Genomic DNA, 13,208 nt, shown 5'->3' with positions numbered 1-13,208 from the left:
ATCTGGTATCCGTTTGAACTTTTCTGTTGCGGCCCCGTCCATAGGGAAAGCTTCTCAGGAGTAGCGCCATGGCCGAGCGCCAGGACGCCGATCAGATTTTGGTCGACAAGGCCCGTAAGGGCGACAAGCGGGCCTTCGATCTGCTGGTGTTGAAGTACCAGCATCGAGTGGCGACCGTCATTACGCGTTATATGCGCGATCAGGATGCGGTGGCCGATATTGTTCAGGAAGCCTTTATCAAGGCTTATCGGGCGTTGCCGAATTTTCGCGGCGACAGTGCCTTTTATTCCTGGCTGTATCGGATTGCCATCAACTGCGCCAACAGTCATTTGGACAGCAGTCGGCGGCGGCCCAGTCAGGATGGATTGGATATTGAGGTGCTGGTTTCGGCCGATGAGCTGGCCGATCTGGCGACGCCAGAGCGTCTGCTGGTGCGTGAGCAGATGGAGCAGCGCTTGCAGGCCACCCTCAATGGATTGCCAGAAGATTTGCGCGTCGCCGTGACACTGCGTGAATTTGAAGGCCTCAGTTATGAGGACATCGCGCGCATTATGGATACGCCGGTGGGAACGGTGCGTTCGAGAATTTTTCGCGCCCGAGAGGCAATCGAAGTGGCGCTGGATGTGCCGGTGGGTGTCACCAAAGGCCGGGCGCGCCCGACTGATTCTGCGCGAGGTTAATGATGAAACAGGATCGTATTAACGAAAGTTTTTCGGCTTTTCTGGACGGAGAAGCCAGCGAAATGGATATCCAGCGACTGTTGAAAGCCATGGAGTCTGATCCGCAACGCATGCAGGACTGGCATCAGTTGTCACGCGTTCAGGGTGCTTTGCGCGGCGATGTATTGGTCGATGTTGCTGTCCAGCCTGACGCCGAGGCCGAAACAGGGCAACCGGCCCGGCAACGTCGCTGGCCATTACGTTTGGGTCAGGCTGGCCTGGCGGCGGCCGTCGCTACTGTGGTGATTATCGGCGCGCAGTGGTCGATACCCACACCGTCGACGGCACCGGCAACGCAGGTGGCGCAGACTGAAGATGTCGCTGCGGCCCAGGCGCGTTTCGAAGCTCAGCAACGGCTCAACGCCTATTTGCGCGAACACGCCGAGGCTGCGTCCTACAGCAGCGGCCATGCGGTGGCCCCCTATCCGGTGGATTGGATGGAAGCAGAATGAGACGGCTATCGATCGTTCTGGTATTGATGTTTTCCTGGCCGGCGCAGGCTATGGAGTGGGAGTGGTTGAGCCAGATGCGCGATGCCATTCAGAACGCCAGTTATCAGGGTGAATATCTGCACCGGCGCGGTGATCAGACCAGTGCCTATTCGATAGCGCATACGGTGCGCGATGGTGAACCGGTGGAACGCCTGCAACAGCTCGACGGCGACATGATCGAAGTGATTCGACGTGGTAACCGGCTGGTGTGTTATTACCCGGCGGGCGCCGAAGATCAACTCGCCCGGCCGATACCGGCAGCGCCGTTTTCACAGGTTGGCCCCATGGCGCTGGATCGTCTGGCGCAGAGTTATCAGGCCGAGGCGATCGGGGAAGCACGGGTGGCCGGCCGCACTGCACGGGTGATAACCCTGACTGCCGACCCCTGGCGCTATACCCATCGGTTGTGGCTTGATCGCGACACCGGCTTGCTGCTGCAATCGGAAATTCTCAGCGGCGACGGCGAAATATTGGAACAGTTTCGCTATAGCCGTTTGAGCGTGGGTGGTCCGGTGCCGGAGTCGGCCCTGCAACCGACGCTGAGCGGCTCGAACGGCCGTCAGCAGGCCCTGGTGCAACCGCCGATGCCCGCGCCGGATACAAAGTCGTTTGTGACTGCCCTGAGCTGGATGCCGCCGATGTTCAAACTGACCATGGCAGCGCGCGATGTGTCCGCTGATGGCTGGTTGGAAAAGCGCGTCTACAGCGACGGCCTGGCAACCTTTTCCGTCTTTATCGAACCCGCCATGGCGGCCGAGCCCGACAGCCTGGTCCGTATGGGCGCAACCACCGCTTTGATGAGTGAAATCGATGGGCTGACGGTGACGGTGATCGGTGAAATCCCGCGCACCACGGCTGAGCGTTTGCGTGACTCTGTCAGCCGCCTACAATAGGCGGCGGTTGTTCCACTCAGGTTAGTCTCTTGGTCGAAGAAAACGGCACCGTCATTCACAGCGACGCCGACCGCTTGATCGTCGCGGTCGTGCAAAGCAGCGCTTGCCAGAGTTGCCGCGCCCGCCAGGGTTGCGGCCAAGCAGTGCTCAGTGGCCTGGGCAACGCCGAGGCACAGGTGGCAAAAAATCACTTCGAATTAACGCCCCGATCGGACCTGCGCGCAGGCGATGAGGTGCGTCTGGGCATTGCTGAAGACAGTCTCAGTCTGGCGGCCGTCTGGATGTATCTGTGGCCTTTGCTGGCGGCCCTGGTTGGCTTATTGATCGGTGCGGCACTGGGTCTGAATGAAGGCTGGCAATTGTTGCTGGCGATGCTCAGTGGCGCCGCTGCCGTCGGCGTGACGCGACACCGTTTCCGACACCCGGATCGACGTTGGGAGCCCCAGGTGCTCGCCGTCCATTCCAATGTAAAGACCCAGTCTTCATCGCTCTCTACGCCGGTCGTCGAGCCGTAAAAGAGACGTAAACCCGGCTGTGACGGCGTTTGCATTTTTACCACCTAGCCTAATATGCGAAGCCTCGTTAGAGGACACAACAGGAGTAGGGTTTTATGTTCAAGCGAACCTCCATGTGCGCGGCAGCTGTTTTATTGGCTGTGTTCGCCGTTCAAGCCTTCGCCGAAGGCCTGCCAGATTTTACCGAACTGGTCGAGCGCAATTCCCCATCGGTCGTTAAAATCACCACCACCACTGAAGTGACGCAAACACGTTCATCCGGTCAGCAGCAGGAAGTGCCGGAAATCTTTCGTTATTTTTTTGGCGATCAGTTACCGGACAATTTCAATTACCAGCCCAATCCACGACCGCGCCAGGGACTGGGTTCCGGATTTATCCTCTCTGAAGACGGTTATATTCTGACCAACAACCATGTTGTCGATCACACCGATGAAGTGACCGTTACTCTGACCGACGGCACCGAATACGCCGCCGAACTGATCGGCACCGACCCGCAATCCGATGTCGCCCTGTTGAAGATTGATGGGGAAAATCTGCACGCGGTGGAAATCGGCAGCAGCGAAGAACTGAAAGTCGGCGAGTGGGTGCTGGCCATCGGTTCACCCTTTAATTTCGATTATTCCGTCACCGCCGGCATCGTCAGCGCCAAAGGCCGTGCGCTGGGTGGTGCTGATCGCTACGTGCCCTTTATCCAGACCGACGTTGCCATTAACCCGGGTAACTCCGGTGGGCCACTGTTCAATCTTGACGGCGAAGTCGTTGGTATTAACTCACAAATCTATACCCGTTCGGGTGGTTTTATGGGCGTGTCCTTTGCCATTCCGATCGACATCGCCATGGACATTGCCGATCAGTTGAAGGAAACCGGCACCGTCGAGCGCGGCTGGTTGGGCGTGGAGATGTACCCACCGTTCAACGAAAACCCGGAACTGGCTCAGTCCATGGGACTGGATCGTGCTGAAGGCGCGTTGGTAGCCAGGGTCTTTGATAACAGCCCCGCAGCCGACGGCGGTATTCGGACCGATGACATCATCCTGTCGTTTAACGACCATCCGGTGCGTCGCTATTCCGATCTGCCGCCTCTGGTCGGTCAGGTACGGCCGGGCACCACGGTCGAAGTCGAGGTGTTGCGTGGCGGTGAGCGCCGCACCCTGGATGTCACCATCGGTGTGCTCAATGAGCAGGAGCTGGCCGCTGGCAACCCGCAGCAGCCGACCTCGGACAATCCGCTGAATATCATTGTTGCCGATGTCGATGGTGGCGATGGCGTGCGCGTTGAACGAGTCCTGGCTGGGCCGGCTTTGGAAGCCGGACTGCGTGATGGCGATATCATCACCATGCTCGGCGGCGAATTCATCAACGATAAAGAAGAGTTTGACCGCCTGGTGACCCAGTTGCCGGATAACGGCGCCGTAGCGGTACGGGTGCTGCGCGGCGACAACATCGTCTATCTGGCCATTCCAACCGATTGAGCCTCAATGACCGAGCCTCGACCGCCCGAAGGGTCGGGGCTCACATGGTCTTCCGGGGTCAGTTGTTGTAAACTCGCGGCCCCATTTTTCAAGCTGAGTATAGGCTTCTGTGAGCAGCGATCTCTCCCACATTCGCAACTTCTCCATCATTGCCCATATCGACCACGGTAAATCCACCCTCGCGGACCGTTTCATTCAGGTTTGCGGCGGGCTGAGCGACCGTGAAATGGCCGAGCAGGTGCTTGATTCCATGGAGTTGGAGCGTGAACGCGGCATTACCATCAAGGCGCAAAGCGTGACGCTCGACTACACCGCGCGTGATGGTCGGACCTATCAGCTCAACTTTATCGATACTCCCGGGCACGTCGATTTCGCTTACGAAGTGTCGCGCTCGCTGTTTGCTTGTGAAGGCGCTTTGCTGGTGGTCGATGCCGCCCAGGGCGTAGAAGCTCAGTCGGTTGCCAACTGCTACACCGCCATCGAGCAGGGTCTGGAAGTGGTGCCGGTCCTGAACAAGATGGACTTACCGCAGGCCGAACCCGAGCGAGTGGCGCAGGAGATCGAAGAGATTATCGGCATTGATGCGATGGACGCGGTCCGGGCATCGGCCAAGGCCAACATCGGTATCGAAGACATACTTGAGCAGTTGATTGAGCGGGTTCCGGCGCCGGAAGGCAATCTGGACGGCAATCTGCAAGCGCTGATCATCGATTCCTGGTTCGACAACTACCTCGGTGTTGTCTCGCTGGTGCGGGTGCGTCATGGCACGCTCAAGCGCGGCGACAAGATCTGGATGAAGAGCACCGGTCGTACCCATGTGGTCGATAAGCTCGGCATCTTCACGCCCAAGATGCGTGACCTGGACGTGCTGCGCGCCGGCGAGGTCGGTTTTATCTGCGCCTCGATCAAAGACATCAAGGGCGCGCCGGTCGGTGACACCATCACCCATGCCAGCACGCCCGATGTTGAACCGGTGCCCGGTTTCCAGAAGAGCAAACCGCAGGTCTATTCCGGTCTGTTCCCGGTCTCAGCTGACGACTACGAAGATTTCCGCACCGCCCTGGAAAAACTCAGCCTTAACGATGCCTCCCTGTTCTACGAGCCGGAAAGCTCGGATGCGTTGGGCTTCGGCTTCCGCTGTGGCTTCCTGGGCATGTTGCACATGGAGATCATCCAGGAGCGTCTGGAACGCGAGTACGACCTGGATCTGATCACCACAGCGCCGACCGTGGTCTACGAAATCCTTAAGACCGATGGCGAAGTTATCACGGTGGCCAACCCCTCACAGCTGCCGGCGGTTAACAACATCGAAGAATTCCGCGAGCCGATCGTGCGCGCCAATATTCTGGTGCCACAGGAGCACGTCGGTAACGTCATCATGTTGTGCGAAGAACGCCGTGGAATGCAGAAAGACATGCAGTATATGGGTGGCCAGGTTTCGGTCGTGTACGACTTGCCGATGGCGGAAATCGTTATGGATTTCTTCGATCGCCTGAAGTCGGTCAGTCGCGGTTTCGCATCCTTGGATTTCGCTTTTGACCGCTTTGAAGCCGCCAACCTGACCCGTATGGATGTGCTGGTCAACGGCGATCGCGTCGACGCACTGGCGGTGATCATGCACCGTGAACACGTTCAGCGTCGCGGCCGTACTCTCTGTGAAAAAATGAAGGAACTGATTCCTCGCCAGATGTACGACGTGGCCATTCAGGCTGCTGTCGGCAATCAGGTGGTGGCTCGCAGTACCGTGAAAGCGTTGCGCAAAAACGTCACCGCCAAGTGTTATGGTGGTGACGTCAGCCGTAAGAAGAAACTGCTGCAACGTCAGAAGGAAGGTAAGAAGCGTATGAAGCAGGTGGGATCGGTGACGATTCCGCAGGACGCTTTTCTTGCTGTACTTAAAGTCGATAGCTAAGGAAGTCGAAGCGGATGAATGTCATCGTCATATTTTGGGCCTGCCTGGCATTGACCCTGGGTCTGGCTGTGTTGACGCTGGTGCGTCACCGGGCGCGTTTGAGCGCTGTGGTTGAACGCACCGACTGGAACGAAGACGAACTGAAAGCGCTGTTCGAGCCGGGTTTGGATGAAAAAGGCCTGGGTTATTTGCTGTTGCTGATGTTGCTGTGGCTGGTGGTCCAGACCATTCTGGCGAGCTTTGATTTCGCTCTGGTTATGGCTGCAGCCTGCCTGATGACTGGCCTGGTCTGGGCGGCCGATGTGTACTGGTTAAAGCCTTATCGTCACCGTGTTCTGGCCAATGCCGCCGCCAATATCGACGGTTTTGATGCCAAGCATCCGCCCATCACCACCGAGCCGGGCCTGATCGATAACAGCCGGGCGTTCTTTCCAGTCTTGCTGGTCGTTTTTATATTGCGCAGCTTTATGTTCGAGCCGTTCAAGATTCCATCCGGCTCGATGAAACCGACGCTGGAAATCGGTGATTTTATTCTGGTCAACCGTTTTACCTACGGTTTGCGTATGCCGATCAGTAACGACATCGTTATTCCGATCAACGATCCGCAGCGCGGCGATGTAGTGGTTTTCCGGCCGCCGCACCTGCCCAATACCAACTATATTAAACGCGTTATCGGCGTGCCGGGCGATCGCATTCAATACGATTATGGCCGTCGTATTTTGACCTTGAATGGAGAGCCGGTGGAGCTGACCTTTGAGCGTCGGGTAACCGATGACGAAGGCCGTTATATTCGCTATACCGAACATCTGGATGAGAAGAATCACGCCGTTTATCTGAATCAGGCCGGCCCCAGTCGACAACCCTACGAATGGTTGCCCAGTGAAGGCGTGGTGGTTCCTGAAGGTCACTATTTTGTGATGGGCGATAACCGCGATTCCAGTCTGGATGCGCGTTACTGGGAAGGTCTGCGTCGCGGCATGCAGGGCGACTTCAGTAACAGCGCTGACAACGCCTGGGGCTTTGTTGATGAGGATGAAATTCTCGGTCAGGCCGTTGGTATCTGGATGCACTGGCGGAACCTGCTTGATGGTCCCAGTTTCTCGCGTTTTGGTGGCATTGATTAATTGCCGTTGACGCTGCTTGGGTCTGGGTACAAAGGTCGCACCAGGAGTGGATTGCCATGTTAATGCGAAGTCGCAAACAATCCGGAATGACCTTGTTCAGTCTGGTGTTAATCGCTCTGCTGATGGCCTTGGCAGCGCTATGGTTTGTTAAACTGGCCGGGCCTTATTGGCAACAGTTCAAACTGGATTCCAACCTAAGCCAGATGGCCGAAGAACTGCGTGGTCGGAATCCGACCGAGGCTGTTATTGAACGGCGCTTGCAGCGGTTTCTTCGCGCGGAAAATATCGACCTCGATCCGGCCACTATCATCCAGTTAAACCAGGACGATGCTTCATCGCGCCTGGTACTCGATTACGAAAAACGCATCGACATCCTTGGCAACATCGATGTCATCCTCAGCTTTCACGAAGAATACGGACTCTGAACGGTGTCACTTGCACTCGACCGTCTGAGCCAACGGCTCGGTTATCGCTTTAACGATGAGGCCCTGTTGACGCAGGCGCTGACGCATCGCAGTTTTTCCCGCCAGAATAATGAGCGGTTGGAATTTCTCGGCGATGCCATTTTGAATTGCACCATCGCACAACAATTGTTCGAGCAATTTCCGCGCGCCAAAGAAGGTCAGTTATCGCGTTTGCGGGCGCATCTGGTGAAAGGTGAAACCCTGGCCGAGCTGGGTCGTGAATTCGATCTGGGTGATTGCCTGCGTTTGGGCAGCGGCGAGTTAAAAAGCGGTGGTTTTCGACGTGATTCCATTTTGGCCGATGCCGTCGAGGCTATCATTGGTGCCATCAGCCTGGACAGTTCGCTGGCCGAGGCTCAGGCGACGATTCAGCGCTGGTACCAAAACCGCTTGTCGGATCTGAACTTGACCGACAACATCAAAGACTCCAAAACCCGGCTGCAGGAATTTTTGCAGTCGCGCAAAGCGCCATTACCGGTCTATCGTGTGACGGATGTCAGTGGTGAGGCGCATGACCAAACTTTTACTGTCGACTGTGAAGTCGAAGGGCTGGAACAACCCACTGTGGGCGAGGGCAACAGCCGTCGTATCGCCGAACAGGAAGCAGCACGCGCTGCGCTTCAAGCCCTGGGAGAAACGATTAAGTGAATAACGATCCGGTTCAGACACGCTGCGGTTATGTCGCCATTGTTGGCCGACCCAACGTGGGTAAATCGACCCTGATGAACCACATCCTCGGTCAGAAGGTGTCGATCACCTCGCGCAAGCCGCAAACCACGCGGCACCAGGTGTTAGGCATTCATACCGAGGGTGATACCCAGTTGGTGTTTGTTGATACGCCGGGCATGCATCGTCAGGAAGAGCGGGCCATTAACCGCCATATGAACCGCGCCGCCGATTCGGCGCTGGCTGATGTGGACGCCGTGGTATTGGTGGTCGATCGCACCGTCTGGACCGACGAAGATCAGTGGGTGCTGGATAAACTGAAACGCGTCAAAGCGCCGGTTGTTCTGGTCATCAACAAGGTCGATCAACTCGACAATAAAAACGCCTTACTGCCGCATATTCAGATGTTGAGCCAGAGTTTCGAATTCGATGAAGTGGTGCCCTTGTCGGCGTTGCGCGGTCAAAATCTCGATGCCCTGACCCAGACGCTGGCGGAGCGTTTGCCATACAGTGAGTTTTTCTACCCGGAAGATCAGATCACCGATCGCAGTGAACGCTTTATGGCGGCCGAACTGATTCGCGAAAAACTGATGCGTCAGCTCGGTGCCGAACTGCCTTATTCGATGGCGGTGGAAATTGAACAGTTCAAACACGACGGTTCGATTTTGCACATTCACGGCCTGATTCTGGTGGAGCGTCCGGGCCAGAAAAAAATCGTCATCGGTGATAAAGGCGCGCGCATCAAAAAGGTGGGTCACGATGCTCGCCTGGATATGGAACAGCTGTTCGATGCCAAGGTGATGCTCAATCTGTGGGTCAAGGTGAAAGGTGGCTGGGCCGATGATGATCGAGCGTTGAAGAGCCTGGGCTATCTTGAAGATCGATGAAACCGCGTCGCGCGCCCGACCAGCCGGCCTTTGTGCTGCACGCGCGACCTTATCGCGAACATCACTGGCTGGTTGAACTGCTCACTCCGGATCAGGGGCGACTGCGAGCGGTGGCACGCGACCCGCGTCCGGAAACCTTCCGCCGTTTGCGCATCCGCCTGAGTGGTCAAACTGAACTGAAGCGTCTGGACGACTGGCAATACGTCGAGCCGTTTCGCCTCGGTCAGGGCGCTGCCTTGTTGCAGGCGTTCTATCTGAACGAACTCTGTGTGCGGCTGGTGCCTCCCTTCCAGGCCGGCGATACTTTTTTTGGTGTCTACGCCAGTTCGTTATTGTCTCTGGCCGATCCGGCACGACAAAATCCGACACTGCGTTTTTTCGAGCGCCGCTTGCTTGAGTGGGTCGGTGCCGGTATTGATTATCGGCAGACCCTCGATAGCGGAGACTGGATTGTCGCCGACCACGACTATCGATTTGACCCGGCACTGGGTTTTTGCGCGCGCGGTAATGGACGTCAGATTCCCGGTCAGGCGATCCTTGCCATGGCGGAGAACGACTGGATGAACCCCCTGGCGCAGCGTTGGGGCGAGGCCGTACATGGCGCTCGTCTGGATCATCTTTTGGAAGGTCGCGCTCTGCTCAGTCGACAGTGGCTGAAGGCAGCGCAAGCAGGTACGGGCGCGGATAAGAGGCAGGCATGATTCGAGGCATTGGCACAGACATCGTCGATATTGAACGCATTCAGGCGGTGCTGGAGCGTCAGGGTGAGCGCTTCGTGCAACGCATTCTGACGCCGGCAGAGCAGGCTGAATATCAACGTCGCGGAGCGCCAGTGAAGTTTCTGGCCAATCGTTTTGCCGGTAAAGAAGCGGTGGCCAAAGCACTTGGTACCGGAATTGCGGACGGAGTGACGTTTCAGCAGATCGAGATTCTGCCCGGTGAACGTGGCGCGCCGGAAGTGCAGTTAAGCGGTCGTGCTGCGCAGATCGGCCGGTCGGATCAGCTGTTGCTCAGCCTGACCGATGAACGTCGTTCTGTGGTGGCCTTCGCGGTACTGCAGCAGGCCCCGCTTTAACCCGTTCGACGCTTGACTGGGGCCGTGGGTGCGATGGCATCGAACTGCCCGGACCAATCGGTGTGCGCCGCCCAATGTTGCAATTCAATCAGGGCGTTCAGCAGTAAGCTCATGGCTTCATCCAGACGGTCGTACTGACCTTGCTTAAGCAGCACCTCGGTGTGACGAGCGGTTTGTTGAACGCGCGGCACACCGCAATAGTGGGTCGCACCATGCAGCCGGTGCACTTCCTCGAGCAGGGCTTTGTAGTCGCCCTGTTCATGCAGTTGCTGCAGGCGCTGGCGGTCCGTTTCCAGATTCCCAATCAGCATGGCAAACATGTCTTTGGCCAGATCGAGTTTGCCGCTGGCGCGCTCCAGGCCTAGCGGCAGATCGATGATGGTGGCGCCCTGCAGCGCAGCGTGATCAATTTCCTGAGGCACATCATCATCCGGCAGGCGGACGGTGGTGCCGTCTTCAGTCGCCAATTCGGTTAAACCGGTCCACTTGAACAGGGTCCGTTGCAACTGGTCTTCGTCGATGGGTTTGGTCAGATAGTCGTCCATGCCGCTGTCGAGCATGGCCTGGCGCTCTTCGGCCAGGGCGTGCGCGGTTAAGGCGATGATCGGAATATGGCGCATCGGTGCTTCTTGCTGACGGATGCGTCGGGTGGCTTCCAAGCCGTCGATGCCGGGCATCTGGATGTCCATAAACACCAGGTCGTATTCGGTCCCGCGCAGCGCATCCAGAGCGTCTTCACCACTGGCCACGCCATCGACTTTAACCCCCAGGCTGGTGAGCAGCGTCACGATCAGTTTCAGATTGGCGGCGTTGTCATCCACCGCCAGCACACGAGCTGAGGCGTGGTGGCGGGTTTTGCTGCTGCTGTCGCCGGTGTCTGCAAACTGGTCCGGACGCAACACCTGCAGCAGGGCCTGATAGAGCTGAATGTCGCGGATGGGTTTGGACAGATAGTGTTTGGCACCCTGTTCGATTAACTGATGGCGGATGTCGCGGTCCTGATTGCTGCCCAGTACCAGTGTCGGGCATTGCCAGTGTCGTTCCAGGTGCACTATCTGGCGGTACAGTTGATCGCCGGGCGTTTGGCCGCTGACATCGATCAGCGCCAGATCCGGACGTTGGGCGTCGTCTTGTTCCAGCCGCGCCATCAACTCATCCAGCGATGCCATATCGAGGCAGTTCATGCCCCATTTCTCGGCTTCGTGGCGCAGCGCCAGGCGCGACATTTCGCGCTCTTCGACAAGCGCCAGGGTATAGCCGGCCAAGGCATCCTGACGCGGCGGTTGCTGGCTCTCCGGTGCCACCTGAGCCTTGATGCTGAACCAGAAGGTGGCGCCTTCGCCTTTACTGCTTTCCAGACCGATATCGCCGCCCATCTGCTCAACCAGTCGTTTGGAGATCACCAGGCCCAGGCCGGTACCGCCGAACTCGCGCGCAGTGGATGAATCGGCCTGGGCAAACGCCTGGAATAAGGCTTTCTGTTCCGAGCGCGACAGGCCGATGCCAGTGTCGGTTACGCTGATGCGCACCGTCAGTTTGTCACCTTGCGCCTGCTCGACCATGGTGCGTACCACAATGCTGCCGGTGGGGGTGAATTTGATGGCGTTGCTGACCAGGTTGGTGAGCACCTGCTTCAGCCGCAGCGGGTCAGTGATCACCTGTTCCGGCACATCGGCATAAAACAGCGACACCACTTCCAGCTGTTTGGCCTGAGAGGCGGGCGCCAGCATCACCAGGACGTCTTCGATGGTTTCGTGCAGGTTGGTGGAGCGGTTATCGAGCATCAGTTTGCCCGCCTCGATCTTACAGAAGTCGAGGACGTCATTGATGATGGTCAGCAGTCCCTGGGAAGACGACAGGATGGTGGACACATAGTCGTCCTGTTTTTGCGTCAGGTTGGACTTGGTCAGCAGTCGGGCGAAACCAATGATGCCGTTCAGCGGCGTGCGAATTTCGTGACTCATATTGGCCAGGAATTCGGTCTTTACCTGGTTGGCCTGTTGCGCTTCGCGCCGCGCCATATCCAGCTCAATGTTCTGGATTTCGATGGTTTCCAAGGTCTCACGCAGATCCTGAGTGGCCTGATCGACGTTGGACTGCATTTCCTCGTAGGCTTCTTTGAGCGTACTGGCCATGGCGTTGATGCCGCTTTCCAGTTCACGCAGCTCACCGCTGGCATTTTCTTCAATGCGCGCGTCCAGGTTGCCTTCGCGAATGGCATCGACGGTATCGATCATATTATGCACTGGCCGGCTGATTTCCCGGCTCAACCAGAACGCCAGACCGGAAACGGCGAGCAGTCCACCCAGCAAAATAATGCTGTTGATCAGGATGGCGCGGTAATGGGCCACCCGGGTATTGGCGTAGTCGAACTCGACTTCCAGCCAGCCTAAGGGCGCTGAGGTGGCGACCCGCAATTGCAAGTCAGACACCTGCTGGACCGGTACCAGATAACGCTTGGTTTCGTTGGAATCGAAGGTCGATAAGCGATCAGTTTCAAGAATGGGGTAAGGATAGGCCGGGCCGACCATGGACGGACCCGAATGCAGGGTTTCGCTGCCAAAACGGTCGAACAGTCGAACTGAGCGGGCGTCGCGTTCATCCAGGGCGCGGCGCAGCAGGGCCTGAATCAACTCGCTGTTGTCGTTAGCCAGCGGCATGACCAGGCCATCGGCAAGGCGCTGTACCGCCGTTTCAGTGCGTTGAGCAAAAGCCTGGCGCTGTTGTTTCAGGTCGCCCTGGGTAAACCAGGAAGTAAAGGCGATGCCCAGTACCACCGCAGGTGCCAGAGCAATAAAGAGGATGCGATTCTGCAGACCGGAAGCGCGCATGACAAAGACCCGAATTAACGTAAAGAGACTGTAATCCCGGTCGCACGGGGGGTCAATCAGCCCGCTGACACCTCATCCATGGGGATGCGAAACCAGCCTAAGCTTGATTCGTGAGGACGACCTTAGGTTTGCTACTGAATAGGCAGTATTATAGGCGCA

The 13,208-nt window shown here is 57.4% G+C and carries 13 protein-coding genes; 12 read left to right on the top strand and 1 reads right to left on the bottom strand.

The window, feature by feature from the left end:
- Positions 1 to 68 precede the first annotated feature (68 nt).
- From rpoE to acpS, 12 genes are all read left to right on the top strand, one after another.
- On the top strand, positions 69 to 680 hold the full coding sequence (rpoE, locus tag ABMA60_RS14435; RefSeq protein ID WP_392804341.1) for an RNA polymerase sigma factor RpoE: 612 nt from the start codon (positions 69 to 71) through the stop codon (positions 678 to 680).
- 2 nt (positions 681 to 682) lie between these two features.
- The gene (locus ABMA60_RS14430; protein ID WP_392804339.1) at positions 683 to 1,171 is read left to right on the top strand and encodes a sigma-E factor negative regulatory protein; all 489 of its coding nucleotides are present in this window, start codon (positions 683 to 685) and stop codon (positions 1,169 to 1,171) included.
- Positions 1,168 to 2,103 (top strand): MucB/RseB C-terminal domain-containing protein, encoded by a 936-nt coding sequence (locus tag ABMA60_RS14425; protein WP_392804337.1) that lies wholly within the window; start codon positions 1,168 to 1,170, stop codon positions 2,101 to 2,103. Before ABMA60_RS14430 ends, ABMA60_RS14425 begins: the two co-directional genes overlap by 4 nt.
- A 29-nt stretch (positions 2,104 to 2,132) precedes the next feature.
- Positions 2,133 to 2,618, top strand: a complete 486-nt coding sequence (locus ABMA60_RS14420; protein WP_392804334.1) for a SoxR reducing system RseC family protein — start codon at positions 2,133 to 2,135, stop codon at positions 2,616 to 2,618.
- 95 nt (positions 2,619 to 2,713) lie between these two features.
- Positions 2,714 to 4,090 carry a DegQ family serine endoprotease gene (locus ABMA60_RS14415; protein WP_392804332.1) on the top strand — a complete coding sequence of 459 codons (1,377 nt, stop codon included), beginning with the start codon at positions 2,714 to 2,716 and terminating at the stop codon, positions 4,088 to 4,090.
- Positions 4,091 to 4,199: 109 nt separating this feature from the next.
- Entirely contained in the window at positions 4,200 to 6,002 is a 1,803-nt protein-coding gene (lepA, locus tag ABMA60_RS14410; RefSeq protein WP_392804330.1) for a translation elongation factor 4, read from the top strand.
- Between the two features lie 14 nt (positions 6,003 to 6,016).
- A complete protein-coding gene (lepB, locus tag ABMA60_RS14405) occupies positions 6,017 to 7,126 on the top strand; it encodes a signal peptidase I (protein ID WP_392804328.1) in 1,110 nt (369 codons plus the stop codon).
- Between the two features lie 56 nt (positions 7,127 to 7,182).
- Positions 7,183 to 7,551, top strand: a complete 369-nt coding sequence (locus ABMA60_RS14400) for a DUF4845 domain-containing protein (RefSeq protein ID WP_392804326.1) — start codon at positions 7,183 to 7,185, stop codon at positions 7,549 to 7,551.
- Positions 7,552 to 7,554: 3 nt separating this feature from the next.
- Positions 7,555 to 8,238 (top strand): ribonuclease III, encoded by a 684-nt coding sequence (rnc, locus tag ABMA60_RS14395; RefSeq protein WP_392804324.1) that lies wholly within the window; start codon positions 7,555 to 7,557, stop codon positions 8,236 to 8,238.
- Positions 8,235 to 9,143 (top strand): GTPase Era, encoded by a 909-nt coding sequence (gene era / locus ABMA60_RS14390; RefSeq protein WP_392804322.1) that lies wholly within the window; start codon positions 8,235 to 8,237, stop codon positions 9,141 to 9,143. The genes rnc and era overlap by 4 nt, the downstream gene beginning before the upstream one ends.
- A complete protein-coding gene (locus ABMA60_RS14385; RefSeq protein WP_392804320.1) occupies positions 9,140 to 9,844 on the top strand; it encodes a DNA repair protein RecO in 705 nt (234 codons plus the stop codon). The genes era and ABMA60_RS14385 overlap by 4 nt, the downstream gene beginning before the upstream one ends.
- Entirely contained in the window at positions 9,841 to 10,218 is a 378-nt protein-coding gene (gene acpS / locus ABMA60_RS14380; RefSeq protein ID WP_392804318.1) for a holo-ACP synthase, read from the top strand. Before ABMA60_RS14385 ends, acpS begins: the two co-directional genes overlap by 4 nt.
- On the opposite strand, the gene ABMA60_RS14375 is transcribed toward acpS, so the two are convergent.
- The gene (locus ABMA60_RS14375) at positions 10,215 to 13,049 is read right to left on the bottom strand and encodes a response regulator (RefSeq protein ID WP_392804316.1); all 2,835 of its coding nucleotides are present in this window, start codon (positions 13,047 to 13,049) and stop codon (positions 10,215 to 10,217) included. The two genes, acpS and ABMA60_RS14375, sit on opposite strands and share 4 nt — an antisense overlap.
- Positions 13,050 to 13,208 lie beyond the last annotated feature (159 nt).

Origin of the sequence: Saccharospirillum sp. HFRX-2, assembly GCF_043196805.1 — a bacterium.
GTDB lineage: Bacteria > Pseudomonadota > Gammaproteobacteria > Pseudomonadales > Natronospirillaceae > Saccharospirillum.
This window is presented reverse-complemented; position numbering and strand designations above follow the sequence as displayed.

Bases quoted from the DNA above. Each gene is read 5' to 3' on its own strand.
- ABMA60_RS14430 (WP_392804339.1), top strand. From the start codon at position 683: ATGAAACAGGATCGTATTAACGAAAGTTTTTCGGCTTTTCTGGACGGA.
- ABMA60_RS14415 (WP_392804332.1), top strand. From the start codon at position 2,714: ATGTTCAAGCGAACCTCCATGTGCGCGGCAGCTGTTTTATTGGCTGTG.
- rpoE (WP_392804341.1), top strand. From the start codon at position 69: ATGGCCGAGCGCCAGGACGCCGATCAGATTTTGGTCGACAAGGCCCGT.
- ABMA60_RS14425 (WP_392804337.1), top strand. From the start codon at position 1,168: ATGAGACGGCTATCGATCGTTCTGGTATTGATGTTTTCCTGGCCGGCG.
- ABMA60_RS14385 (WP_392804320.1), top strand. From the start codon at position 9,140: ATGAAACCGCGTCGCGCGCCCGACCAGCCGGCCTTTGTGCTGCACGCG.
- acpS (WP_392804318.1), top strand. From the start codon at position 9,841: ATGATTCGAGGCATTGGCACAGACATCGTCGATATTGAACGCATTCAG.
- ABMA60_RS14375 (WP_392804316.1), bottom strand. From the start codon at position 13,049: ATGCGCGCTTCCGGTCTGCAGAATCGCATCCTCTTTATTGCTCTGGCA.
- lepB (WP_392804328.1), top strand. From the start codon at position 6,017: ATGAATGTCATCGTCATATTTTGGGCCTGCCTGGCATTGACCCTGGGT.
- ABMA60_RS14400 (WP_392804326.1), top strand. From the start codon at position 7,183: ATGTTAATGCGAAGTCGCAAACAATCCGGAATGACCTTGTTCAGTCTG.